At 70.5% G+C, this 22,677-nt stretch carries 21 protein-coding genes, 1 tRNA gene and 1 riboswitch; of the genes, 9 read left to right on the top strand and 13 right to left on the bottom strand.

Annotated elements, in window-relative coordinates:
- Positions 1-82: 82 nt before the first annotated feature.
- Positions 83-1,474, top strand: coding sequence for an SGNH/GDSL hydrolase family protein (locus ACQPZG_RS22165; protein ID WP_433547471.1), 1,392 nt, complete (start codon positions 83-85; stop codon positions 1,472-1,474).
- 517 nt (positions 1,475-1,991) lie between these two features.
- On the opposite strand, the gene ACQPZG_RS22160 is transcribed toward ACQPZG_RS22165, so the two are convergent.
- The 4 genes from ACQPZG_RS22160 to ACQPZG_RS22145 form a co-directional block, all read right to left on the bottom strand.
- The gene (locus ACQPZG_RS22160) at positions 1,992-2,678 is read right to left on the bottom strand and encodes a DUF1707 SHOCT-like domain-containing protein (RefSeq protein WP_433547470.1); all 687 of its coding nucleotides are present in this window, start codon (positions 2,676-2,678) and stop codon (positions 1,992-1,994) included.
- A 5-nt stretch (positions 2,679-2,683) separates the two neighbouring features.
- Positions 2,684-3,703, bottom strand: a complete 1,020-nt coding sequence (locus tag ACQPZG_RS22155) for an ABC transporter ATP-binding protein (protein ID WP_433547469.1) — start codon at positions 3,701-3,703, stop codon at positions 2,684-2,686.
- A 25-nt stretch (positions 3,704-3,728) separates the two neighbouring features.
- A complete protein-coding gene (locus tag ACQPZG_RS22150) occupies positions 3,729-4,580 on the bottom strand; it encodes an ABC transporter permease (protein ID WP_433549500.1) in 852 nt (283 codons plus the stop codon).
- 118 nt (positions 4,581-4,698) lie between these two features.
- Positions 4,699-5,505 carry an ABC transporter permease gene (locus ACQPZG_RS22145; protein ID WP_433549499.1) on the bottom strand — a complete coding sequence of 269 codons (807 nt, stop codon included), beginning with the start codon at positions 5,503-5,505 and terminating at the stop codon, positions 4,699-4,701.
- A gap of 275 nt (positions 5,506-5,780) precedes the next feature.
- Between ACQPZG_RS22145 and ACQPZG_RS22140 the strand changes: the two genes are divergently transcribed.
- Positions 5,781-8,255, top strand: a complete 2,475-nt coding sequence (locus ACQPZG_RS22140; RefSeq protein ID WP_433547468.1) for a transglycosylase domain-containing protein — start codon at positions 5,781-5,783, stop codon at positions 8,253-8,255.
- A gap of 127 nt (positions 8,256-8,382) precedes the next feature.
- Here the strand turns inward: ACQPZG_RS22140 and ACQPZG_RS22135 are convergent, their stop codons facing one another.
- From ACQPZG_RS22135 to ACQPZG_RS22125, 3 genes are all read right to left on the bottom strand, one after another.
- Complete coding sequence (locus ACQPZG_RS22135; RefSeq protein WP_433547467.1) at positions 8,383-8,703, bottom strand: DMT family transporter; 321 nt, start codon at positions 8,701-8,703, stop codon at positions 8,383-8,385.
- Between the two features lie 38 nt (positions 8,704-8,741).
- A riboswitch (guanidine-III (ykkC-III) riboswitch) is annotated at positions 8,742-8,827 on the bottom strand.
- A gap of 130 nt (positions 8,828-8,957) precedes the next feature.
- Positions 8,958-9,299 carry a GroES family chaperonin gene (locus tag ACQPZG_RS22130; protein WP_433547466.1) on the bottom strand — a complete coding sequence of 114 codons (342 nt, stop codon included), beginning with the start codon at positions 9,297-9,299 and terminating at the stop codon, positions 8,958-8,960.
- Between the two features lie 240 nt (positions 9,300-9,539).
- Positions 9,540-9,860, bottom strand: coding sequence for a DUF3618 domain-containing protein (locus tag ACQPZG_RS22125; protein WP_433547465.1), 321 nt, complete (start codon positions 9,858-9,860; stop codon positions 9,540-9,542).
- A 142-nt stretch (positions 9,861-10,002) separates the two neighbouring features.
- On the opposite strand from ACQPZG_RS22125, the gene bcp reads away from it, so the two are divergent.
- The 3 genes from bcp to ACQPZG_RS22110 all read left to right on the top strand — a co-directional run bounded on the left by bcp (position 10,003) and on the right by ACQPZG_RS22110 (position 12,718).
- Positions 10,003-10,470 carry a thioredoxin-dependent thiol peroxidase gene (gene bcp, locus ACQPZG_RS22120; protein WP_433547464.1) on the top strand — a complete coding sequence of 156 codons (468 nt, stop codon included), beginning with the start codon at positions 10,003-10,005 and terminating at the stop codon, positions 10,468-10,470.
- A gap of 344 nt (positions 10,471-10,814) precedes the next feature.
- On the top strand, positions 10,815-12,311 hold the full coding sequence (gene proP, locus ACQPZG_RS22115; RefSeq protein WP_433549498.1) for a glycine betaine/L-proline transporter ProP: 1,497 nt from the start codon (positions 10,815-10,817) through the stop codon (positions 12,309-12,311).
- Between the two features lie 321 nt (positions 12,312-12,632).
- A tRNA-Leu gene (locus ACQPZG_RS22110) sits at positions 12,633-12,718 on the top strand.
- A 48-nt stretch (positions 12,719-12,766) separates the two neighbouring features.
- Here ACQPZG_RS22110 and rdgB read toward each other — a convergent pair.
- From rdgB to ACQPZG_RS22090, 4 genes are all read right to left on the bottom strand, one after another.
- The gene (rdgB, locus tag ACQPZG_RS22105) at positions 12,767-13,369 is read right to left on the bottom strand and encodes an RdgB/HAM1 family non-canonical purine NTP pyrophosphatase (RefSeq protein WP_433547463.1); all 603 of its coding nucleotides are present in this window, start codon (positions 13,367-13,369) and stop codon (positions 12,767-12,769) included.
- 71 nt (positions 13,370-13,440) lie between these two features.
- Complete coding sequence (locus ACQPZG_RS22100; RefSeq protein ID WP_433547462.1) at positions 13,441-13,827, bottom strand: hypothetical protein; 387 nt, start codon at positions 13,825-13,827, stop codon at positions 13,441-13,443.
- A gap of 72 nt (positions 13,828-13,899) precedes the next feature.
- Positions 13,900-14,646: a ribonuclease PH gene (gene rph, locus ACQPZG_RS22095; protein WP_185031811.1), complete on the bottom strand. Its 747-nt coding sequence runs from the start codon at positions 14,644-14,646 to the stop codon at positions 13,900-13,902.
- Between the two features lie 117 nt (positions 14,647-14,763).
- Complete coding sequence (locus ACQPZG_RS22090; protein ID WP_185031809.1) at positions 14,764-14,997, bottom strand: glucose PTS transporter subunit EIIB; 234 nt, start codon at positions 14,995-14,997, stop codon at positions 14,764-14,766.
- Positions 14,998-15,230: 233 nt separating this feature from the next.
- Between ACQPZG_RS22090 and ACQPZG_RS22085 the strand changes: the two genes are divergently transcribed.
- Positions 15,231-16,526 (top strand): PTS transporter subunit EIIC, encoded by a 1,296-nt coding sequence (locus ACQPZG_RS22085; RefSeq protein ID WP_433547461.1) that lies wholly within the window; start codon positions 15,231-15,233, stop codon positions 16,524-16,526.
- Positions 16,527-16,814: 288 nt separating this feature from the next.
- Positions 16,815-18,086 (top strand): PTS transporter subunit EIIC, encoded by a 1,272-nt coding sequence (locus ACQPZG_RS22080; RefSeq protein ID WP_433547460.1) that lies wholly within the window; start codon positions 16,815-16,817, stop codon positions 18,084-18,086.
- A 153-nt stretch (positions 18,087-18,239) separates the two neighbouring features.
- Here the strand turns inward: ACQPZG_RS22080 and ACQPZG_RS22075 are convergent, their stop codons facing one another.
- Positions 18,240-18,992: an MBL fold metallo-hydrolase gene (locus ACQPZG_RS22075; protein WP_433547459.1), complete on the bottom strand. Its 753-nt coding sequence runs from the start codon at positions 18,990-18,992 to the stop codon at positions 18,240-18,242.
- A 572-nt stretch (positions 18,993-19,564) separates the two neighbouring features.
- Here ACQPZG_RS22075 and ACQPZG_RS22070 point away from each other — a divergent pair.
- Positions 19,565-20,068 (top strand): type II toxin-antitoxin system PemK/MazF family toxin, encoded by a 504-nt coding sequence (locus tag ACQPZG_RS22070; protein ID WP_433547458.1) that lies wholly within the window; start codon positions 19,565-19,567, stop codon positions 20,066-20,068.
- Between the two features lie 349 nt (positions 20,069-20,417).
- On the top strand, positions 20,418-21,647 hold the full coding sequence (locus tag ACQPZG_RS22065) for an acyltransferase family protein (RefSeq protein ID WP_433547457.1): 1,230 nt from the start codon (positions 20,418-20,420) through the stop codon (positions 21,645-21,647).
- A 79-nt stretch (positions 21,648-21,726) separates the two neighbouring features.
- On the opposite strand, the gene ACQPZG_RS22060 is transcribed toward ACQPZG_RS22065, so the two are convergent.
- Positions 21,727-22,677 carry a PLP-dependent cysteine synthase family protein gene (locus tag ACQPZG_RS22060; RefSeq protein WP_433547456.1) on the bottom strand — a complete coding sequence of 317 codons (951 nt, stop codon included), beginning with the start codon at positions 22,675-22,677 and terminating at the stop codon, positions 21,727-21,729.

Genomic DNA, 22,677 nt, shown 5'->3' with positions numbered 1-22,677 from the left:
CCTCATCATGGTGATCAGTTCGACGTTCGTATCTCGAACGGGAGCCTCCCGCTCCCCAGCGCACCGAGGAGCCCCGCACCGCATGCCCAGGCGTCATGGATATGCCCTGCTGGCCGGTCTGGCCGCAGTGGTCGTACTGATTTCCAGCGGCATCTTCGCCCTCACAGGACTCGTGGGGCGGGACGGTACCGCGCGCAACGGAAGCGGCACGCACACCGCCGACAAGGGCGGCCGGTCCGGGGGCAGCAGCGGTACGGGCCTGCGGCCGGCCGCGAGCCCCCAGTGGATCGGCACCTGGTCCGCGTCGCCCGTCGGCCCCGAGCCGCGCTCCGAGACGGGGCTGCCGGGGCAGTCGATCCGCAACGTCGTACACACCAGCATCGGCGGCACCCGTGCCCGCGTCACCCTCTCCAACCTCTTCGGGGACAAGCCGCTGCACATCTCCCGCGCCTCGATCGCCGTCGCCGCAGCCTCCGGAGCCCCGGCGGCCGAACCCGGCACCATGCGTCCCGTCACCTTCCGTGGCCGGCCGACCGTGGTCGTGCCGCCCGGCGGTCAGGCCGTCAGCGACGGAGCGGCGATCAGGGTGCCCTACGACGGGGACCTCCTGGTCAGCGTCTTCTCGCCGTCGCCGAGCGGCTCCGTCACCCACCACCCGTTCTCCCGCCAGACCGGATACGGCGCGGCCGGCGACCACACCGAGGACGTGTCCGGCGGTGCGTACGAGGCCCGTACGAAGAGCTGGCGCTACCTGACCCGGGTGGACGTCCTGAACCCCGACGCGGAGGGGGCCGTCGTCCTGTTCGGCGACTCGATCACGGACGGCATCTCCTCCAGCCTGGACGCCAACCGGCGCTGGCCCGACGTCCTCTCCGACCGGCTGCGCGCGGAACCGGGCGCGCCCCGCTACGGCGTCCTCAACCAGGGCATCAGCGGCAACCGGCTGCTCAGCCACCACCGGGGGCCCAGCGGACTCTCCCGGTTCACGACGGACGCGGTGAACCAGCCGGGGGCCAGGACGATCGTGGTCCTGCTGGGGATCAACGACATCATCGCGCCGCCCAACGAGCGCGACGCGAAGCGGATCACGGACGGGCTGCGCGAACTCGTACGGCAGGGGCACGCGCGCCACAAGCGGGTCATCGGGTCGACGCTGCTGCCGTTCGGCGGGCACCCGACCTGGACGGCGGAGCTTGAGGCGGTACGGGAACGGGTGAACGCGGAGATCCGGGCGGGACGGGTCTTCGACGCGGTCATCGACTTCGACCGGGCGGTACGGGACCCGTACGCGCCGGTGCGGATGCTGCCGGCGTACGACTCGGGCGACCACCTGCACCCCAGTGACGAGGGGTACCGGCGGATGGGGCAGTGGGTGGACCTGGGAATGCTGCGGGCCGGGAACCCGGGGGCGTCGGCCGGCGCTGCGGGATTCGCGGGGCGAGAGGGAGTGGTGGCGGCGCCGGCGCGGTTCTGAGGGGGTGGGGTTTTGCCGGGGGCGAGGTTCTGTCGGGCGAGGTCTTGTCGGGCGCGCGGCACTGTGGCGAGGTGTGCGGCCCCGGGGGCGGGGCGTGCGGCCGTGTGGCGGGGCGCGCGGCACTGTGGCGGGGCGTGTGGCCCCGGGGGCGGGGCGTGCGGCCCTGTGGCGGGGGCTGCTGCGGGCGGGGCCGGGGGCGTGGTTCTGGCGGGGGCTTGGGCGCACGGCCCTCCTGCGGACTGCTGCCGGGCCGCTGCGGGTGGGTTGGGGCGCGATGGGTGGGGCCGGGGGTGCGGTGGCGTCCGGGCTCTGGCGGGGGTGGGTGGGCGTACCGCATGGGGCGCGCCTCCACCGGGGGTGCAGCACCCCCGGTGGAGGCCGCCCCTTGCCCACCCGTGCCGCCCCTTGGCGCGGCCCTCTGCCCAAGGAGCGGGGCGTGAGGGAGTGGAACGGCCGTCTGTCTGAGGAGCCGGGGGCGGGGCTCGGCTGAGGGGTGGGGGGGGCGTACCGATGGGGGTCAGTCGAGCTCTTTGGGGCGCTGGTTCTTCAGGCGCTTCTTGTCGGCTTTGCGGAGTTTGCGTTCCACGCTCACTCCGCCCATCAGGGCGAATCCGGTGACCCTGACACGGGGCGAGCCCGGAGTGCCCTCGCCGGTCGCCCTGTCGTCGAAATCGCCCATGACGCCGATGCCGGAGACCTGGACCGTCAGCTCCGGGGGGACCTTCACCACGATGCCACCCATGATCGTGAAGCAGCGGATCACCACCTCGTGCTCCTCGAACCGCGCCTCGCGCAGGTCGATCTCGCCGCCGCCCCACATCGCGAACGCGGTGAAGTCCCGCGCCACGCTCCACGTCCCCCACCGCTTGAAGCCGCCCCAGAAGGCGAAAGCCCCCCTGGAGGTCGCGGGAACACCCACCCGGCCCGCCCACGTGACCGCCTCCGCCCCGGTCCCCGACCCGGCCACCGGGAGCACCGGAGGCGCCGTGCCGTGCGCGGGCAGGTCCCGTACGAGGTGCTGGAGTTCGCTGTGGGTGCGGGACTTGTAGGCGGCACCGAGGCGTTCGTCGAACTCCTCCATGTCGAGCCGCCCCTCGGCGACGGCGTCGCGCAGCACTTCGACGACGCGCTCGCGGTCGGCGTCCGACGCCCGCAGCTCGGGATGACTCCCGCCGCCGGCTCCCCGGTTTTGATCACTGGTCATACAACTCAGCCTATCCGCGCACCCGTTCCAGCGTCCGCCCCACCGGCGTACATCTTCGCGATCACCGCCTCGATGTCGGGCTCCCGGACCGAGAGATCCAACAACGGGTAGGCGGAGGCGAGTTCGGCCACCAGGGGCGCTGCCGACACCGAAGCGGGGAAGGCGAGCCACTGCCGGGGCCCCTCCACCTTGACGTTACGGGCCAACGGGGTCCGGATCGGCGGCAGTTCACGTTCCAGGTCGACGACCAGGGTGCGTTCGCTCTCGCCCACCTCGTGCAGCCCGGCGAGTGCGCCGTCGTACACGAGCCGCCCGTGGTCGATGACCATGACCCGTTTGCAGAGCTGCTCGATGTCGGTGAGGTCGTGGGTGGTGAGCAGGACGGTGGTGCCGCGTTCCGCGTTCAGGTCGCGGAGGAACTCGCGGACCTTGGACTTCGACACGACGTCGAGGCCGATCGTCGGCTCGTCCAGGTAGAGGACCTCCGGGTCGTGGAGCAGGGCGGCGGCGATGTCGCCCCGCATCCGCTGGCCGAGCGAGAGCTGCCGTACGGGGACGTCCAGCAGCTCGCCCAGGTCCAGGAGTTCGGTGCAGCGGGCCATGTTCGCGGCGTACCGGTCGTCGGGGATGCGGTACATGCGGCGCATCAGACGGTACGAGTCCTTGAGCGGCAGGTCCCACCACAGGGTGGTGCGCTGCCCGAAGACGACACCGATCCGCTGGGCGAGCCGGGTGCGCTCCTTCGAGGGGTCGATGCCGGCCACCCGCAGCCGTCCGCCGCTGGGGGTGAGGATGCCGGTCAGCATCTTGATGGTGGTGGACTTGCCCGCGCCGTTGGGCCCGATGTAGCCGACCATCTCGCCGCGCGGCACCCGGAAACTGATCCCGTCGACGGCCCTGACCTGCCGTTTCTCCCGGCGCAGGAAACCCGTTTTGCGGCGCACGTCGAAGACCTTCTCGACGCCGTCCAGCTCGATGAAGTCCGCCGCGCCCCACGCCTCGGCCCCGGTGTCCGCCGCACTCATGAAGTCCTCCGCTCCCTTTGTCCGTTCAGCTTCCCGTGCTCCGGTACGACCGCAGACCGACCCGCCACAGCAGACCTGCCACCACCCAGAACCCCACCGCCACCACCGGCGACAGGAACGCGAACCACTCGGGCACGGCGAGCGGATACGGGCGCCCCAGCACGTACATCGCCGGAATCCAGTTCACGAACGCGAGCGGGACGAGGAAGGTCACGCCCCGCACCAGTTCCTTCGCGAAGACCGTCGGCGGGTACTGGAGCAGCGCGTTGCCGCCGAACGTGAACGCCGACTGCACCTCCGCCGCGTCCTGCGCCCAGAACTGGAACGCCCCGCCCATCGTGAACACCGCCGCGAAGATCGCCCCGCCGCTCAGCAGCATCATGGGCACCATCAGCACCTTCAGCGGCGTCCACGCCACCCCGTCCAGCTGCACGAGGGCGTACGTGAGCACCGCCAGACCCTGCGTCGTCCGGCCCAGCCTGCGCAGCGCGAACCGGTCCGCCGCCACCTGCGCCAGCACCGGCGCGGGACGCACCAGCAACGTGTCCAGCGTCCCGTCACGCACCTTCTGCCCCAGCCGCCCCATGGTCCCCATCGCGAGGTCGCCGAGCCCCAGGGCGGCCCCGGCCAGCCCGTACAGGAAGGCCACCTCGCCGAGCGAGAACCCGCCGAGCCGGTCCACGTGCTGGAACATCAGCAGCACCGCGACGAAGTCCAGGCCGGTCGCCGCGAAGCTGCCGAGCGTGGTCATCAGGAAAGAGGTCCGGTACGCCATCGTCGCCCGGACCCACATCGCCGCGATCAGCCCGTACGCACGGAATCCGTCCCGGGCGAGCCGCAGCCGCCCGCCCGGCCCCCGGTCCCGTACGGACAGCAGGTCCTCCCGCACACGGTCCGCGTCCTGCCGTACGGGCGGCCGATCGCCCTCCGCCGACGGCAGGCCCTTCGGTACGGCCCGCGCGCCCGCCCTTGCCCCGTCCGCCCCCTCGCGTGCCTCAGCCACCCTGGACCACCACCCGCCGCGTAGCAGCCCGCTGCACCAGCCGTCCCAGCGTCAACAGCGCGACCGCCCAGCCCGCCTGAAAGGCGTACGCGGCCACCAGGTCCCAGCCCGTCCGCTTGCCCAGGTACACGTCCACCGGCACCTGGAGCAGCGACGACCACGGCATCGCCCGCGCCACCTCCCCCAGCAGCCCCGGGAAGAGCGTCAGCGGCAGCAGCATCCCGGAGAAGAACATCGCGGCCAGCCACGAGATCTGCGCCACCCCCGTCCCGTCCATCAGCCAGAACGCGCTCAGCCCCACCATGAACCGCAGCGCGAAACTCACCACGAGCCCCAGCAGCACCGAGGCGAGGAACGCCGCCCACATCCACCACTCGGGCGGCAGCGCCACGTCGAAGGCCAGGATCCCCGCCGCCATCGGCGCCACGCCGCGCCCCAGGAGGAGATACGCGCCCCGGCCCAAATCGGCGGCGAGCCACCACAGTTGCAGGTCCGCCGGGCGGTAGAGGTCGGTGACGACCGCGCCCGTGCGGATGCGTTCCATCAACTCGTCCTCGAAGCCGCCGCCCATCAACGAGGCGGCGGCCAGGAGGGCTTGGCCGAGCCACACGTACGCGAGGGCCTGCGCCAGGTCGTAGCCGCCGAGCCCGGGACGCTGGTCCCACAGGGCCGTGTAGGCGTAGGCGAGGATGAAGCCGAAGACGGTGTTGGTGAAGACCCCGGCGGCCGTGGCCACCCGGTAGGTGGCGTACCGGCGGAAGCTCCCGGCCGCCACAAGTGCGTACAACCGCCAGCGCACCCGCACCCCCCGCCTCTCCTCGTTCGTTGTGCCGCTTGGTCCGCGGTCCACTCCGGTCCACGGCCCACGTCGGTCACGCGACGCTTCAGGCACCAAAACGCCCGACCCTAGTCCAACCAGGTCACCATCCGCGAGCGATTACTCGCCGACCGTGAGACCGGATGAGGACAGCGGCGGATCACGGTGTTTCATGGGGTACCAAGCGATTGCGCCCGATACGACACCGTTATGCCGGAGTGTGAACCTCTGGCCGCGTCCGAGGAGTCTCCACAGGCATGAGCGACGAGCCACAGCAGCAGCCGGGCTGGTCCCCCCGCGACCCCTCCGTCCCGGCCTCCCACCCGGACGACTCCCCGGCGGACTCCGGAGCCACCGACGAGGCGGCCGGCACCGGCGGGAAGAACGGGAAGAAGCGCCCCCGGCGCACCGGCTGGCGACGGCTCGTCCCCACCTGGCGGATGCTCCTCGGCGCCTTCCTGCTCGTCGCTCTCCTGCTCTGCGGCGCGTTCGTGGCCGGCTACACCATGGTCAAGATCCCCGCCGCGAACGACGCCGCGACCGCCCAGTCCAACGTCTACCTGTACGCCGACGGCACCCCCCTCGCCCGCGACGGCGAGGTCAACCGGCAGAACGTCGCACTCGACCAGATCCCCAAGCCCGTCCAGCGCGCCGCCCTCGCCGCCGAGGACCGCGGCTTCTACGGCGAACCCGCCGTGGACCCCCAGGCCATGGTCCGCGCCGCCTGGAACACCCTCACCGGCAAGGGCAAGCAGTCCGGCTCCACCATCACCCAGCAGTACGTGAAGAACTACTACCTGGGCCAGGAACAGACCATCACCCGCAAGGTGAAGGAGTTCTTCATCGCGATCAAGCTCAACCGCGAGTCGTCCAAGGACGACATCCTGGAGGGCTACCTCAACACCAGCTACTTCGGCCGCAACGCCTACGGCATCCAGGCCGCCGCCCAGGCCTACTACGGCAAGGACATCGAGGCCCTCGGCGCCCCGGAAGGCGCCTACCTCGCCTCCCTCCTCAACTCCCCCAACGCCTACGACGTCGCCACCCACCCCGAGAACCGCGGCCAGGCCCTCGCCCGCTGGAACTACGTCCTGGACGGCATGGTGAAGGAGGGCTGGCTCCAGCAGACCGACCGCGCGAAGATCAAGTTCCCGCAGCCGCAGCAGGCCAAGCCCGCCTCCGGCCTCTCCGGGCAGCGCGGCTACATCGTCCAGGCCGTCGAGGACTACCTCACCGACCGCAACGTCATCGACGAGAAGACCCTCAGCACCGGCGGCTACCGCATCACCACCACCCTGGAGAAGCCCCGCCAGGACGCCTTCGTCAAAGCCGTCACCGACAAGATCATGAAGAAGACCGACAAGGACAACAAGGCCGACCGCAACGTCCGCGTCGGCGGCGCCTCCATCGACCCGGCCACCGGCAACGTCGTCGCCCTGTACGGCGGCATCGACTACACCAAGCAGTACGTCTCCAACGCCACCCGCCGCGACTTCCAGGTCGGCTCCACCTTCAAGCCGTTTGTCTTCACCGCCGCCGTCGAGAACGGCTCCACCACCCAGGCCGGCGTCCCCATCACCCCCAACACCATGTACGACGGCACCAACAAACGCCCCGTCGAGGGCTCCGCCATCCCCTTCGCCCCGGAGAACGAGGACGACCGCTCCTACGGACAGATCACCGTACGCACCGCCACCGACAGATCCGTCAACAGCGTGTACGCGCAGATGGCCGTCGACGTGGGCCCCAAGAAGGTCAAGGACACCGCCGTCGCCCTCGGCATCCCCGAGAACACCCCCGAACTGAACGCCTACCCCTCGATCTCCCTGGGCGTCGCCACCGCCAGCGTCCTCGACATGACCGAGGCGTACGCCACCCTCGCCAACCACGGCAAGCGCGGCGCCCACGCGCTCGTCACCAAGATCTCCAAGAACGGCACCGACCTCCCCCTCCCCCGGCAGGAGACCCAGCAGGTCGTCTCCCGCACCGCGGCCGACACCACCACCTCCATCCTCCAGAGCGTCGTCGACGGCGGCACCGGAGCCGCCGCCAAGGCGGCCGGCCGACCCGCCGCAGGCAAGACCGGCACCGCCGAGGAGGACAAGGCCGCCTGGTTCGCCGGCTACACCCCCGACCTCGCCACCGTCGTCGCCGTCATGGGCGCCGACCCCGACACCGCGGTACAGAAACCGCTGTACGGAGCCCTGGGCCAGCGACGCGTCAACGGCGGCGGCGCACCCGCCGAAGCCTGGGCCCAGTACACGGCCGACGCCCTCAAGGGCACCGAGGCCACCACCTTCGACCTGGAGATCGAAGCGGACGCCGAAGCCCCCGTCGACCCCCCGCCCAGCCGGGAACAGCCCGCCACCCCACCACAGGACGGCACCACCGGCGGCGACCGGGACACCGGCGGCGACAACGGCGGAACGGCCACCGACGGCGGCCAACAGCAGGGCGGCCAGGCCAACACCGGAGGCAACGACACCACCGGCGGCGACCCCACGGGCGGAACCACCGGCGGCAACGACGCCAGCACCGGCGACACCACCACGGGCGCCACCACCGACGGCGGCGCCGACGCCACGGGAGGCGCCGACACCGGCGGCAACGACACCACCGGCGGCATCGACAACCCGGTCGGCGGCCTCCTCGGCGGAGGCGACGGCGGGGACGGCAACACCGGAGGCGGCAACCGGCGCCCGGCGGGCAACGGAAACGCCCCGCCGAACTAGCCGCCCGCCGCCCCGCCACCGCCGCCCTGCCGCTCAGTGACATGACGTCTGGGCGGACTCCAGTGGCCCGACGTCTGGGCGGACTCCAGTGGCCCGACGTCTGGCCCGACGACCACTGGCCCGACGACTAGTGGCCCGACGTCGCCTTCAGCCCCACCACGGCCACCAGCAGCAGACACACGAAGAAGATGCGGGCGGCGGTGACTGGCTCGTTCAGCACGAGCATGCCGACCACCGCCGCACCCGCAGCACCGATACCGACCCACACGCCGTACGCCGTACCGATCGGCAGCGTCTTCGCGGCCTGCGACAACAGCAGCATGCTCACCACGATCCCCAGACCCGTGAACACGCTCGGCCACAGCCGGGTGAACCCCTCGGTGAACTTCATCCCGATCGACCAGCCGACCTCAAGCAGACCGGCGACGACCAACAGAACCCATGCCACGACGGCACCTCCGAAACGAGAAACGCGGAATCTCACGGGGTGCGTCGTCTTTGCGAAGGGGCCCACAAGGGACCCGGAGCCCGGTACGGCGCGTCTCGTCGGGTGCCCTCCACGGTAGCAAAGCGCACGAGGAAGGGCCCGGTGACAGCGGTCACCGGGCCCTTCCGCACGCTCACTGCCGCACACCCACGGGCCGGGTCGGGAGCAGGTGCACCGAGGCGGCTTCAACGAGACGCGTTGACGGCGGGGCGGGCTCAGAGATACAGCCCCGTCGCGTCCTCCGACACCCGCTCCGACGCCACGGCGTGCAGATCCCGCTCACGCATCAGCACGTACGCGGTACCCCGCACCTCGACCTCCGCCCGGTCCTCCGGGTCGTACAGCACCCGGTCGCCGGGCACCACCGACCGCACGTTCTGCCCGATCGCGACCACCTCGGCCCAGGCCAGACGCTTGCCGACGGCAGCCGTCGCCGGAATCAGGATGCCGCCGCCGGAACGGCGCTCGCCCTCCGGAGTGTCGGACCTGACCAGCACACGGTCGTGCAGCATCCGGATGGGCAGCTTGTCGTCGTGGGAATGGGTCTTCTCGCTCACGCCACGCAACCTACCCGCCCGGACCCGCACCGCCCACGAGAGGGGTCACGGACGAGGGCATCGGCACGCTTCAGCGCCCGGTCCGCAGACGCACGGTCGGCAGTCCCGGCCCGCAGGCGCACGGTCGGCGGACGTACGGCACGCAAACGTACGGCCCGCGGAGACACGGCCCGCAGTCGGTCCGCAGGCTCGGCCCGCAGGCGCACGGCCCGCAGCCGTGTCGGCTTCAGCGTCCGCGACTCAGCGCTTGTGACGACGCGTCGAGAGCACCAGCAGCCCCACGACCGCCACCGCCACCACGGCCACCGGCACCAACCGCTCCATCCGCGGCGCCCCGTCGGCGTCCACGAACTGCGCCCGCACGTCCGTGACCTTGCGGTTGACGGCCACGAACGCCCGCCCGGCCGTCTCGTCCACGGCCGACTTCGCCTTGGCCTTCGCATCGCCGACGATCGTCTTCGGGTGCAGCCGCACACCGATCTCGTCCAGTGTCACCGCGAGCTGGTCGCGCCTGCGGACGATGTCCGCCTCGATCTGCGCAGGGGTCCTGGCTTCCGACACTGCGCCGCCTCCGTGGTCCGGTCCGGTAATCCGTCGTGAGCAGTCTGTCAGCTCCTGCCCGCCCACACCCATCGGCACCCCCCATTACGCTCAATGCGCATCCAGCCGCACGACCAGCGGACCGTACGCACGAAGGAGCCCCATGAGCGAGCGACTCGCCCCCGGCGACACCGCCCCCGACTTCACCCTCCCCGACGCCGACGGCAACGACGTCTCCCTCGCTTCCCACAAGGGCCGCAAGGTCATCGTCTACTTCTACCCGGCCGCCCTCACCCCCGGCTGCACCAAGCAGGCCTGCGACTTCACCGACAACCTCGACGTCCTGGCCGCCGCCGGATACGACGTCATCGGCGTCTCCCCCGACAAGCCCGAGAAGCTCGCCAAGTTCCGCGACAAGGAGTCCCTGAAGGTCACCCTCGTCGGCGACCCCGACAAGAGCGTGCTGGAGGCGTACGGCGCCTTCGGCGAGAAGAAGCTCTACGGCAAGACCGTCACCGGCGTCATCCGCTCCACGATCGTGGTCGGCGAGGACGGCAAGGTCGAGCACGCCTTCTACAACGTGAAGGCGACGGGGCACGTAGCCAAGATCATCAAGGACCTGAAGATCTGAGACCGGTCCGGCCCGGACGCGGAACGCCGCCCGGCTCGGACCGGACGCAGGACAGCTCGGACCGGGTTCAGGACAGCCCGGACCGGGCGCGGGCCCGTCCACCCGGGCGCGGGCCCGTCCATCCGGGCGCGGGCTCGTCCATCCGGGCGCGGGCCCGTCCACTCGGGCGCGGGCTCGTCCATCCGGGGTCGGCCCGGCCCGGTCCTGAGCCCGGCCGCCGAGGAGGGGCCGTCCGGCCCCCGGCCACGTGACGGAAGTCCCGAATCCGCGGGACTTCCGTTTGCAACCGCCACGACGGTGCAGACGTAACCCTTGGATACGTGTCCGAGGAAAGGAACTGCACCATGGCGCCCACCGGCCCCGAGAGACTGGAAGATCCCGAGGCGGTCAAGCGTCATCGCACCCTCTTCCGCACCATCCAACGCCGCAAGAACCCGCCCCTGCGCCGCTCCGACATCACCGTCACCGACGAGGCCGCGGTCAAGCGGGCCGTGAAGGCCGCTTCCCTGGGCAACGCCATGGAGTGGTTCGACTTCGGCATCTACAGCTACCTCGCCGTCACCATCGGCCACGTCTTCTTCCCGCCCGGGAACGAAACCGCCCAGCTCCTCTCCTCCTTCGCGACCTTCGCCGTGGCCTTCCTCGTACGGCCCCTCGGCGGCATGTTCTTCGGCCCCATGGGCGACAAGATCGGCCGCAAGAAGGTCCTCGCCCTCACCATGATCCTGATGTCGATAGGCACCCTCGCCATCGGCCTCATCCCGTCCTGGGACTCCATCGGCATCTGGGCCCCGATCCTGCTGATCCTCTTCCGGATGCTCCAGGGCTTCTCCACCGGCGGCGAGTACGGCGGCGCGTCCACCTTCATCGCCGAGTACGCCCCCGACAAGCGCCGCGGCTTCTTCGGCAGCTTCCTCGAATTCGGCACCCTCGCCGGTTACGTCGGCGCGGCCGGCCTGGTCACCGCCCTCACCGCGTTCCTCGGCAACGATGTCATGCGCGAGTGGGGCTGGCGCATCCCGTTCCTCGTCGCCGCCCCGATGGGCCTGATCGGCCTCTACCTGCGCCTCAAGCTGGACGAGACCCCGGCCTTCCAGAAGATGGAGTCGGAGAACGCGCGCGCCTCGGAGGCCGCCGACGCCGTCGAGAAGTCCACCAAGGGCGACCTCGGCCGCATCTTCCGCGACTACTGGCCGGCCCTCATCCTCTGCATCTGCCTGGTCGGCGCGTACAACGTCACCGACTACATGCTGCTCTCCTACATGCCGACGTACCTCTCCAAGGAACTCGGCTACTCGGAGACCCACGGCCTCCTGATCCTCCTGGCCGTGATGGCCTTCCTGATGGTGATCATCAGCCAGGTGGGCCGCATGAGCGACCGCTTCGGCCGCAAGCCCCTGCTGATGACCGGCATGGTCGGCTTCTTCGTCCTCTCCCTCCCGGCCTTCCTCCTGCTCGGCCAGGGCAGCATCCCGGCGGTCATCGCGGGCCTGCTGATGCTCGGCCTCTCCCTGGTCTGCCTCCTGGGCACGATGTCGGCGGCCCTCCCGGCCCTCTTCCCGACCTCGGTCCGGTACGGGTCGCTGTCCGTCGGCTACAACCTCTCGGCGTCGATCTTCGGCGGCACGACCCCGCTGGTCGTCACCGGCCTGATCGCCTGGACCGGCAACAACCTCATGCCCGCCTACTACTCGATGGCCGCCGCCCTGGTCGGCATCATCGCGGTCGCCTGCATGAAGGAGACGGCCCAGCAGCCCCTCGAAGGCTCGCCCCCGTCCGTCGAGACGAAGGCGGAGGCCGCCGAACTGGTCGAGGCCCAGGCCCGCGAACCGCGCTTCTGATCCCGGCTCCTTCGCGTCGTATCCGGAATGCCGTGCCCCACTTGAAGTGGGGCACGGCATTCCGCATTTCGGACGTGACTGTCCCGTACGCATGTGCCTCTTGCGGCAACCCGAGGCACTGGCTCGGCAAACCGATCACCCTCCAGATCGACCACATCGACGGCAACTGGCTCGACAATCGCGCCGAGAACCTGCGCTGCCCGTGTCCGAATCGCCACGCCTTGACGGAGACCTGGTGCCGTAGAGGCGGAAGGAGGGCAAGCCGTTCCGTTGACCGTCCGCTCCCGGCCTGGCGTCGGCCGAGTACCATGACTGACGCCAGCGGCCTTGGCGTAATTTCGGCAGCCGCGCGGGCCTTAGGAGCCCGTGGGAGAAATCCCGTGTGGGTTCGAGTCCCACAGGCCGCACACGTGGAAGGGTCGTCCGTCTCGTACGGGCGGCCCTTCGTCATGGGCTCAGCCCAACACCTCCCGCAGCACCGGCACCAGCGCCCTGAACGCCTTGCCCCGGTGCGAGATCGCGTTCTTCTCGGCCGGGGACAGTTCCGCGCACGTCACCTCGTACCCGTCCGGCTGGAGGATCGGGTCGTAGCCGAAGCCGTTGGTGCCGGCCGGGGTGTGGCGGAGGGTGCCCGGCATGGTGCCCTCGACCACGCGTTCCGTGCCGTCCGGGAGGGCGAGCGCTGCGGCGCAGGCGAAGTGGGCGGCGCGGTGTTCGGGGCCGATGTCGGCGAGTTGGGCGAGGAGCAGGTCCAGGTTGGCGCGGTCGTCGCCGTGGGTGCCGGACCAGCGGGCGGAGAAGATGCCGGGGGCGCCGTGCAGGACCTCGACGGCGAGGCCGGAGTCGTCGGCGATGGCAGGCAGGCCGGTGGCGCGTGCCATGGCGTGGGCCTTGAGGAGGGCGTTCTCGGCGAAGGTGACGCCGGTTTCCTTGACGTCGGGGATCTCCGGGTAGGCGTCGGTGCCGACCAGTTCGTAGGGGAGGTCGGCGTCGGCCAGGATCGTGCGGAGTTCGGTGATCTTGCCGGCGTTGCGGGTGGCGAGGATGAGACGGGTCATGCCGTCCAAATTACGGGGTGCGGGCCTCGCCGGATTGCGGGGTGGTGCGGACCTCGGCGAACTCGCCGGGCCTATGGCGTGCAGACCTTGCCGATCTCGCCTGCCGCGTCGGTGACCGGTGTGAGGTCGGGGTGGGGGTCGCCCGAGTCGATGGCCTTGCGGACGTTGTCGACGCCGGTGCCGAGGTCCTTGACCGCCTTGGAGAGGTCGGCGTCGTCGGTCTTGTCGCCGAGGGCCTTGAGTTCGCGGTCGATGTCGTTCAGGGCCTGTTGGGAGGCGAGGGGGTCGTTCGCGGCGTCGGAGGCCGCGGTCTGGAGGCGGTTGACGCTCGCGGCGATGGTGGTGGCGGTGCGGCCGCAGTCCATGGCCTTGTCGAGGGCTCCGCAGCCGGCGAGGGCGGTGGTGGTGAGTGCGGTGGCCGCGAGGGCGAGTGCGGTGCGGCGTGCGTACGACGGCATGGTGCGGGTCCTCCCCCGAGGAGCGGCGACGGTGGCCGGGCGTACGGGTGGTGTTCCGTACGCCCGTATCCGTCAGGACGCGTCGGGGGTGTCCACGGTTGCCAGGGCGCGGGCCTGGAGTGCGGAGAGGTCGGCGCAGCCGCCGGCGGCGAGGTCGAGCAGGGCGTTGAGTTCCTTGCGGTCGAAGGGCTGGGCCTCGGCGGTGCCCTGGACTTCGACGAAGCGGCCGTCGCCGGTGCAGACGACGTTCATGTCGGTGTCGGCGCGGACGTCCTCCTCGTAGCAGAGGTCGAGGAGGGGGGTGCCGTCGACGATGCCGACGGAGACGGCGGAGACGGTGCCGGTGAGGGGTTCGCGGTTGGCCTTGATGAGCTTCTTGGACTTGCCCCAGGCGATGGCGTCGGCGAGGGCGACGTAGGCGCCGGTGATGGCGGCGGTGCGGGTGCCGCCGTCGGCCTGGAGGACGTCGCAGTCCAGGACGATGGTGTTCTCGCCGAGGGCTTTGTAGTCGATGACGGCGCGGAGCGAGCGGCCGATGAGGCGGCTGATTTCGTGGGTGCGGCCGCCGATCTTGCCGCGGACGGATTCGCGGTCGCCGCGGGTGTTGGTGGCGCGCGGGAGCATGGAGTACTCGCCGGTGACCCAGCCCTGGCCGCTGCCCTTGCGCCAGCGGGGGACGCCTTCGGTGAAGGAGGCGGTGCAGAAGACCTTGGTGTCGCCGAAGGAGACGAGGACGGAGCCTTCGGCGTGCTTGCTCCATCCGCGTTCGATGGTGACGGGGCGGAGCTGTTCGGGGGTGCGGCCGTCGATACGAGACATGGGTCGAGCGTAGTGGGTGGGGGGTGGGCGGTCGGCCGGGGAAGGGGTGAGGGCCCTGTTCCGGCCACGGGTGTGGCGGGTACAGGGCCCTCGGTGCCTTCGGGTGGGTGCCCGTGGCTACATCATGTCTTCGATTTCGCCGGCGATGGGGTCGGCGTCGGTGCCGATGACGACCTGGATGGCGGTGCCCATCTTGACGACGCCGTGGGCGCCGGCGGCCTTGAGGGCGGCTTCGTCGACGAGGTCGGGGTTGACGACCTCGGTGCGCAGGCGCGTGATGCAGCCTTCGACCTCTTCGATGTTGTCGAGCCCGCCGAGCCCGGCGACGATCTTTTCAGCCTTGGTGGCCATGTGTTTCTCCCTGAATGCTCAAAGGTCGCTGCGTCACGCCGCGTCGGCCCAGCGTTGGCCGCTTCGTCACGTTAACCCACGGTTGGCCCATCTTCTCGGGCGCGTGGGGTGGGCGTGACGAAAGATGACGATCACCGGTGGTGCGTGGTCGTTCGTACTCCGGGACCGTATCGCAACTGGTCTACACCAGTGTGCAACACCCGTGCCGGTCGGCTTGTTCCGGGAGGACGTCCATGAGTGTGCAGAGTGCGGCGAAGCCGTCGCCGAAGTGGTGGAACGGCCTGTTCCAGGGGCTGCAGAAGATGGGGCGGAGTCTTCAGCTGCCGATCGCCGTGCTGCCTGCCGCGGGCATTCTCAACCGCTTGGGTCAGCCGGACGTGTTCGGCAAGGACGGGCTCGGCTGGGAGAACGTCGCCAAGGTGATGTCGGGGGCGGGCGGTGCGCTGCTCGATCCGAACATCGGGTTGCCGCTGCTGTTCTGCGTGGGTGTCGCGATCGGCATGGCCAAGAAGGCGGACGGGTCGACGGCGCTGGCGGCGGTGGCGGGCTTCCTCGTGTACTTCAACGTGCTGCGCCAGTTCCCCAAGGACTGCGAGGGCGGGGCGACGGCGGTGCTGACCGGCTGCCGGGCGGCGGACGGTACGGTCTCGGCCTTCGCGTACCAGAATCCGGGGGTGTTCGGCGGCATCGTGATGGGGTTGCTGGCCGCGTACTTCTGGCAGAAGTACCACCGCACGAAGCTGGTGGACTGGCTCGGCTTCTTCAACGGCCGCCGGTTGGTGCCGATCATCATGTCGTTCGTGGCGATCGCGTTCGCGGCCCTGTGCCTGTGGGTGTGGCCGCCGGTCGGCAACGCTCTGGAGAGCTTCAGCGACTGGCTGATCGGTCTGGGCGCGCTGGGGGCGGGCATCTTCGGTATCGCCAACCGCGGTCTGCTGGTGATCGGCCTGCATCAGTTCCTGAACGTGCCGATCTGGTTCCAGTTCGGCAGCTTCACCAAGCCGGACGGCACGGTGGTGCACGGTGACATCAACCGTTTCCTGGCGGGTGATCCGACGGCGGGGCAGTTCACCACCGGCTTCTTCCCGATCATGATGTTCGCGCTGCCCGCTGCGGCGCTGGCGATCACGCACTGCGCGAAGCCGCATCGGCGGAAGGCGGTGGGCGGTCTGATGCTGTCGGTGGGTCTGACGTCGTTCGTCACGGGCATCACGGAGCCGCTGGAGTACTCGTTCCTGTTCATCGCGCCGGTGCTGTACGTGATCCACGCGGTGCTGACGGGTGTGTCGATGGCGGTGACGTGGGGGCTGGGCGTCAAGGACGGCTTCAGCTTCTCGGCCGGTCTGATCGACTACGTCATCAACTGGGGGCTGGCGACGAAGCCCTGGATGATCATTCCGATCGGCCTGTGCTTCGCGCTCGTGTACTACGTGCTGTTCCGGTTCGCGATCACCCGGTTCAACCTGCCGACTCCCGGGCGCGAGCCGGAGGAGCTGGAGGAGGAGATCGAGCGGGAGAACGTGAAGTAGCCGCCGCTCGCGACCGGCTGTACGACAACGGAGAAGGGGTCACCGCCCCTCCCGTGAGGCTCTCGGACCCATGCGGTCCGAGGGCCTTTGTCCGTTGTGGGGCGCTGTGTCCCGCACCACCGATTTCGCGGGTTCCTTATCCCGCCCTCACCGTGTTACAACTGGTCTACACCACTGAGTGGTGTAGACCACGCGGGCCCGATCGTACGGCCGTGTGCACCCCGGAGACGCCGCCGTCCCCCTCTTTTCCATGTCCCCTGGCGGCGACTTGCCCCCATGGAGGATCAGATGTCCCAGGCCAGCGCTGCCGCACCCGCGGCCGACAAGAAGAAGAAGGGCGCGGGCGTGATGGCTGTCATGCAGCGCATCGGCCGCAGCTTGATGCTGCCGGTCGCCGTGCTGCCGGCGGGCGCGCTGCTCATCCGCCTCGGCCAGGACGACATGCTCGGCCGCGAGTCCTTCGGCGCCTTCGTCAACAAGATCGCGTCCTTCATGGCCGCGGGCGGCGACGCGATCATCGGCAACATGGCGATCCTCTTCGCCGTCGGCATCGCGATCGGCTTCGCGAAGAAGTCGGACGGCTCGACGGCGCTCGCCGCCGTTACCGGCTACCTGGTCTTCCAGAAGGTGCTCGCCACCTTCACCGACAGCAACCTCCCGAAGGTCGCCGCGGTCGTCGACGGCAAGATCGTCATGAACGAGGCCCCGGTCAACGCCGGTGTCCTCGGCGGTGTCGTGATGGGCATCGTCGTCGCGCTGCTGTACCAGAAGTTCTACCGGACCAAGCTGCCCGACTGGGCCGGCTTCTTCGGCGGCCGTCGCCTGGTCCCGATCCTCTCCGCCTTCGCGGGTCTGCTCATCGGCATCGTCTTCGGTTACATCTGGCCGGTCCTCGGCACGTTGCTGCACAACTTCGGCGAGTGGCTGGTCGGATCCGGCGCGGTCGGCGCGGGCATCTTCGGTGTCGCCAACCGTGCGCTCATCCCGGTCGGCATGCACCACCTGCTGAACTCCTTCCCGTGGTTCCAGGCCGGTGAGTTCGAAGGCAAGCACGGCGACATCGCCCGCTTCCTGGCCGGTGACCCGAACGCGGGCCAGTTCATGACCGGCTTCTTCCCGATCATGATGTTCGCCCTCCCGGCGGCCTGCCTCGCGATCGTCCACTGCGCCCGCCCGGAGCGTCGCAAGGTCGTCGGCGGCATGATGTTCTCGCTGGCGCTGACCGCCTTCGTGACGGGTGTGACCGAGCCGATCGAGTTCACCTTCATGTTCATCGCACCGGTGCTGTACGCGATCCACGCGGTGCTGACCGGTGTCTCCATGGCCCTGACCTGGGCCCTCGGCATGAAGGACGGCTTCGGCTTCTCCGCCGGTGCGATCGACTTCCTGCTGAACCTGGGCATCGCGACCAAGCCCTGGATGCTGGTCCTGGTGGGCCTCTGCTTCGCGGCGGTCTACTACGTCGTGTTCCGGTTCGCCATCACCAAGTTCAACCTCCCCACGCCGGGCCGCGAGTCCGACGAGGAGCTGGCCGAGCTGCAGAAGGCCGAGGCCAAGTAGGCTTCGCCGACTGGCCCTTGCCTGCGGGAAGGCCCCGGAACCCTTGGGTTCCGGGGCCTTCCCGCGTTCCGGGACCCTTGGGTTCCAAAGCTTTCCGTGTTCCGGGGCGCGGGTCCTGCCGTGGGTACGGGACGGATCCGGTCGACGTACGGGTCAGACCTGGTAGACCGCGCCCCGGGCGGCCACATCCACCGGCCCGTCGTACACCTCGCGGGCGTCGCGCACGTTGCGCTGCGCGTCGGTCCACGGCGGGATGTGGGTGAGGACGAGGCGGCCGACGCCCGCACGGGCCGCGTGCTCGCCCGCCTCGCGGCCGTTCAGGTGGAGGTCGGGGAGTTCCTCCTTACCGTGCAGGAACGATGCCTCGCACAGGAGGAGGTCGGCGTCCTCGGCGAGCGTGTGCAGGGCCTCGCAGGGGCCGGTGTCCGCGGAGTACGCGAGGGTGCGGCCCTCGTGCTCCAGGCGGACGCCGTACGTCTCGACGGGGTGGCGCATCCGCTCCGTCGTGACGGAGAAGGGGCCGATCTCGAAGGTGGCGGGCTTCAGTGTGTGGAAGTCGAAGACCTTGCTCATCGAGTCGGAGGTGGGGGTGGAGCCGTGCGCCGCGGTGAGGCGCTCCTCCGTGCCCTCGGGCCCGTAGACGGGGATCGCGGGGGCCATGCCGCCATCGTGGCGGTAGTAGCGGGTGACGAAGTAGGCCGTCATGTCGATGCAGTGGTCGGCGTGCAGGTGGCTGAGGAAAATCGCGTCCAGGTCGTACAGACCGGTGTGGCGCTGCAGCTCGCCGAGGGCGCCGTTGCCCATGTCGAGGAGCAGCCGGAAGTCGTCGGCCTCGACGAGGTAGCTCGAACAGGCCGATTCCACGGACGGGAACGACCCCGAGCAGCCGACGACGGTGAGCTTCATTGAGCGGTGACCTCCGAGTGCGGGTGCGGGGAGGGGTGGCGTGCGCGCGGCACGGGGTGGGGAGGGCGCGGATGGGTCGAGCGTAAGGCGCGGCAGGGCCCGCCGCTCCTCGGTGGTGTGCGGTTGTGGGGGAACTCACCTGGGGTGTCACCGGTTCGGGGGGCGTGCGGTGGGGCGCGAACTGGGAGTGGGGGGAGTGGGGTTGGGAGGACCGCAGGGGATGTGGGTGGGGCGGGGGTGTACGTACGGGGGTGGCGGGGCGTGGGGTGGGAGGCACCTCCGGTGGGGGGTGCACCTCCGGCGGGGGCACCTCCGGTGGGGGGCACCTCCGGTGGGGGGCACCTCCGGTGGGGGGCACCTCCGGTGGGGGGCCGCCCCCTTGCCCGCCCGTTCCGCCCCCGGGGGCGGCCCCGCCGCCCAAAGGGGCTACGGGGGGCACCTCCCAAGGGGGCTGCTGGGGGTGGGGGCGACGCCCAAGGGGGCGACGGCGTACGGCCCCGCCGTCCACGGGGCCGTGGTGGGTGGGTGGGGTCGTGGTGCTGTGGGGGTGGGGCGCCGGTACCGTCGGGCACATGGATACCTCGTGGTGGTTGGCGCTGCTCGGTGTGGTGGTGCTGGCTCTGGTGGCGGCACTGACCGACGGGTGGGGGCGCGGGAACCGGGCCGGGCGGACCCGTCCCGGGGGCCGGTCCCGTCCGCCGGGGCGGCCGACCGGTCCGCGGCGGAAGCCCGGGAGGGCGGGGAAGCCGGGGAAGCCGCGCGGGGGGATGCCGCAGGCCGGGGAGATCTGGTGGGCGGATGTTCCGTTCGAGGACGGGCCCGGGTCGAAGGACCGGCCGTGTCTGGTGTTGTCGGTACGTGGGGACAGTGCGCTCGTCGCGAAGATCACGAGCAAGGACCCTCACGACCGGCCGGGGGTGATCGCGCTGCCGCCGGGTTCGGTGGGGGACGCGGAGGGGCGGCCGAGCTTCCTGGAGACGGACGAGTTGCGGGACGTGGCCGTGGGGGAGTTCCGCCGCCGGGTGGGGGTCGCGGATCCGACGGTGTGGGACAGGGTGCGGCATCTGGCCCGGTAGCCCGGTAGGGGCCGACGGGTGCGGGGCCGGGGACCGCCACCGCGTGCTGTTCGACGTGTGGCGCGGAGGTGTGTTCGGCCGCGCACTCTCCCGGGTGCCGTGCCGGTACGTGGGGACGCGTCGGCGCGGTGGCTGAACAGCCGGATGCCGAAGCGGTGGCGTCCCCCGGTGGCCGCGTAGATCAACGCGGGTGCGCGACAAGGGCTGAGGGGGCGTTAGCCTGGTGCGCCATCGGACCAGAGGGCCCTTCCAGCCCTTGGGCACAACCGGTCCCTTCCGGTCACGACAGAGCACGACTTGCACACAATTTTCGCTCCTCCCCCCATGTCCCCGACGTACTGAGAAGCCTGTGACTGCGACGCTCACCGCTCCCCGTCCTAGCCTCGTCCCGCCCTTTCGGTCCTCCGCGTCCCCCACGGCGCTGCCGAACCGGCTCGACTCACTCACCAGTCTGAGATTCTTCGCCGCCTTCGCGGTCTTCGCCCATCACTTCTCCGGGCACGGCAAGGGAACCGGCTACGGGACCGCGCCCGCGATCTTCCCGTACTCGATGATCGGCGGGCACGGAGTCACCTTCTTCTTCGTGCTCTCCGGTTTCCTGCTGACCTGGGTCTTCAAGCCGCAGGAGCACCCGCTCGCGTTCTACTGGCGGCGCGTGGCGCGGATCTGGCCGGCTTCGCTGGTCGCCGCCGTTCTCGGTGTGTACGCCTACTACATCGCCGCGCACGAGCACATCGACTGGCCGAGCCTGCTCGCCTCGCTGTTCCTCGTGCAGACCTGGTTCCCGGGCGTGACGCCGACGCTGCCGGGCAACGAGGTCACCTGGACGCTCAGCGTCGAGCTGCTCTTCTACGCCCTGTTCCCGCTGGCCGCGCGCATCGCGGTGCGTTACCGCACCCGGACGCTCGCGCTGGCGACCGCGGCCGGTCTGGTCGGCATGTGGGCGGTGAACTGGTGGGCCGCGGCCACCTTCTCCAGCCCCGTCGAGGGCTGGATCATGCGCAACCCGCTGGTCTACCTGCCGCAGTTCCTGCTCGGCATGACGGTCGCGCTGGCGGTGCGGCGCGGCTGGCGGCTGCCGATGCGCCCGTGCGTGCCGGTGCTGCTGCTCGGGGTGTGCGTGTACGGGTACTACCAGGGGCGGGCGACGTTGCCCGACGCGGTGGTGGCGCAGCTGGACTACTCGGTGCGGCCGGTGATGGCGCTGCTGTCGATGCTGATCGTCGTGGCGTTCGTACAGCGGGAGATCAACGGTCACCGGGGCGTCCTCAACCAGCCGGCGCTGATCCTGCTGGGCGCCTGGAGCTACGGCTTCTACCTGCTGCACCACTCGGTGTCCCGGCTGGCGACGTACGCGTGGGGCCGGGCCGGGGACGACAACAGTGTGCTCTTCGATCTGCTGGGCGTGGGCCTGGTCGTGGTCGCGATGTCGTGGGCGCTGTTCCACTACGTGGAGGAGCCGGCCGCGAAGTGGCTGAACGGGAGGATGCCGCAGCGGCTGCGCCGCAGGTGGAACGCGTCGCCGGACGTGCCGCCCTCGGTCGAGGTGGCGGGGGCGCGGGAGCGGTCGTCGCGCTGAGTGCTGCCGTACGCAGGTGAGGGGCCCGCACACCGGAGGACGGTGTGCGGGCCCCTCGTCTGCGCGTAGGTGCTGGGGGCTATGCCCAGAGCTGCCCCTGGAGGGTTTCGATGGCGGCCTCGGTGGTGGGGGCGGTGTAGACGCCGGTGGAGAGGTACTTCCAGCCGCCGTCGGCGACGACGAAGACGATGTCGGCGCTCTCCCCCGCCTTGAGCGCCTTCTTGCCCACGCCGATCGCCGCGTGCAGGGCGGCTCCTGTGGAGACTCCCGCGAAGATGCCCTCCTGCTGGAGGAGTTCGCGGGTGCGGGTGACGGCGTCGGCGGAGCCCACGGAGAAGCGGGAGGTGAGGACGGAGGCGTCGTACAGCTCGGGGACGAAGCCCTCGTCGAGGTTGCGCAGCCCGTAGACGAGGTCGTCGTAGCGCGGTTCGGCGGCGACGATCCTGACGTCGGGTTTGTGCTCGCGGAGGTAGCGGCCGACGCCCATGAGGGTGCCGGTGGTGCCCAGGCCCGCGACGAAGTGGGTGATCGCGGGGAGGTCGGTGAGGATCTCGGGGCCGGTGGTGGCGTAGTGGGCACCGGCGTTGTCGGGGTTGCCGTACTGGTAGAGCATCACCCAGTCGGGGTTCTTGGCGCCGAGTTCCTTGGCGACCCGTACGGCGGTGTTGGAGCCGCCCGCCGCGGGGGACGGGATGATTTCCGCACCCCACATGGTGAGCAGGTCGCGGCGTTCCTGGGAGGTGTTCTCGGGCATGACGCAGACGATGCGGTAGCCCTTGAGCCGGGCGGCCATGGCCAGCGAGATGCCGGTGTTGCCGCTGGTCGGCTCCAGGATGGTGCAGCCGGGCGTCAGCCGGCCGTCCTTCTCGGCCTGTTCGACCATGTGGAGCGCGGGGCGGTCCTTGATGGAGCCGGTCGGGTTGCGGTCCTCCAGCTTCGCCCAGATCCGTACGTCGTCGGAGGGCGAGAGGCGGGGCAGCCGTACGAGGGGGGTGTTGCCGACGGCGGCGAGCGGGGAGTCGTAGCGCAT

It is taken from the genome of Streptomyces sp. CA-294286 (assembly GCF_050947155.1).
Lineage (GTDB): Bacteria > Actinomycetota > Actinomycetes > Streptomycetales > Streptomycetaceae > Streptomyces.
The sequence above is the reverse complement of the archived record's forward strand: the minus strand, read 5'-3'. Positions and strand labels throughout refer to the sequence as shown.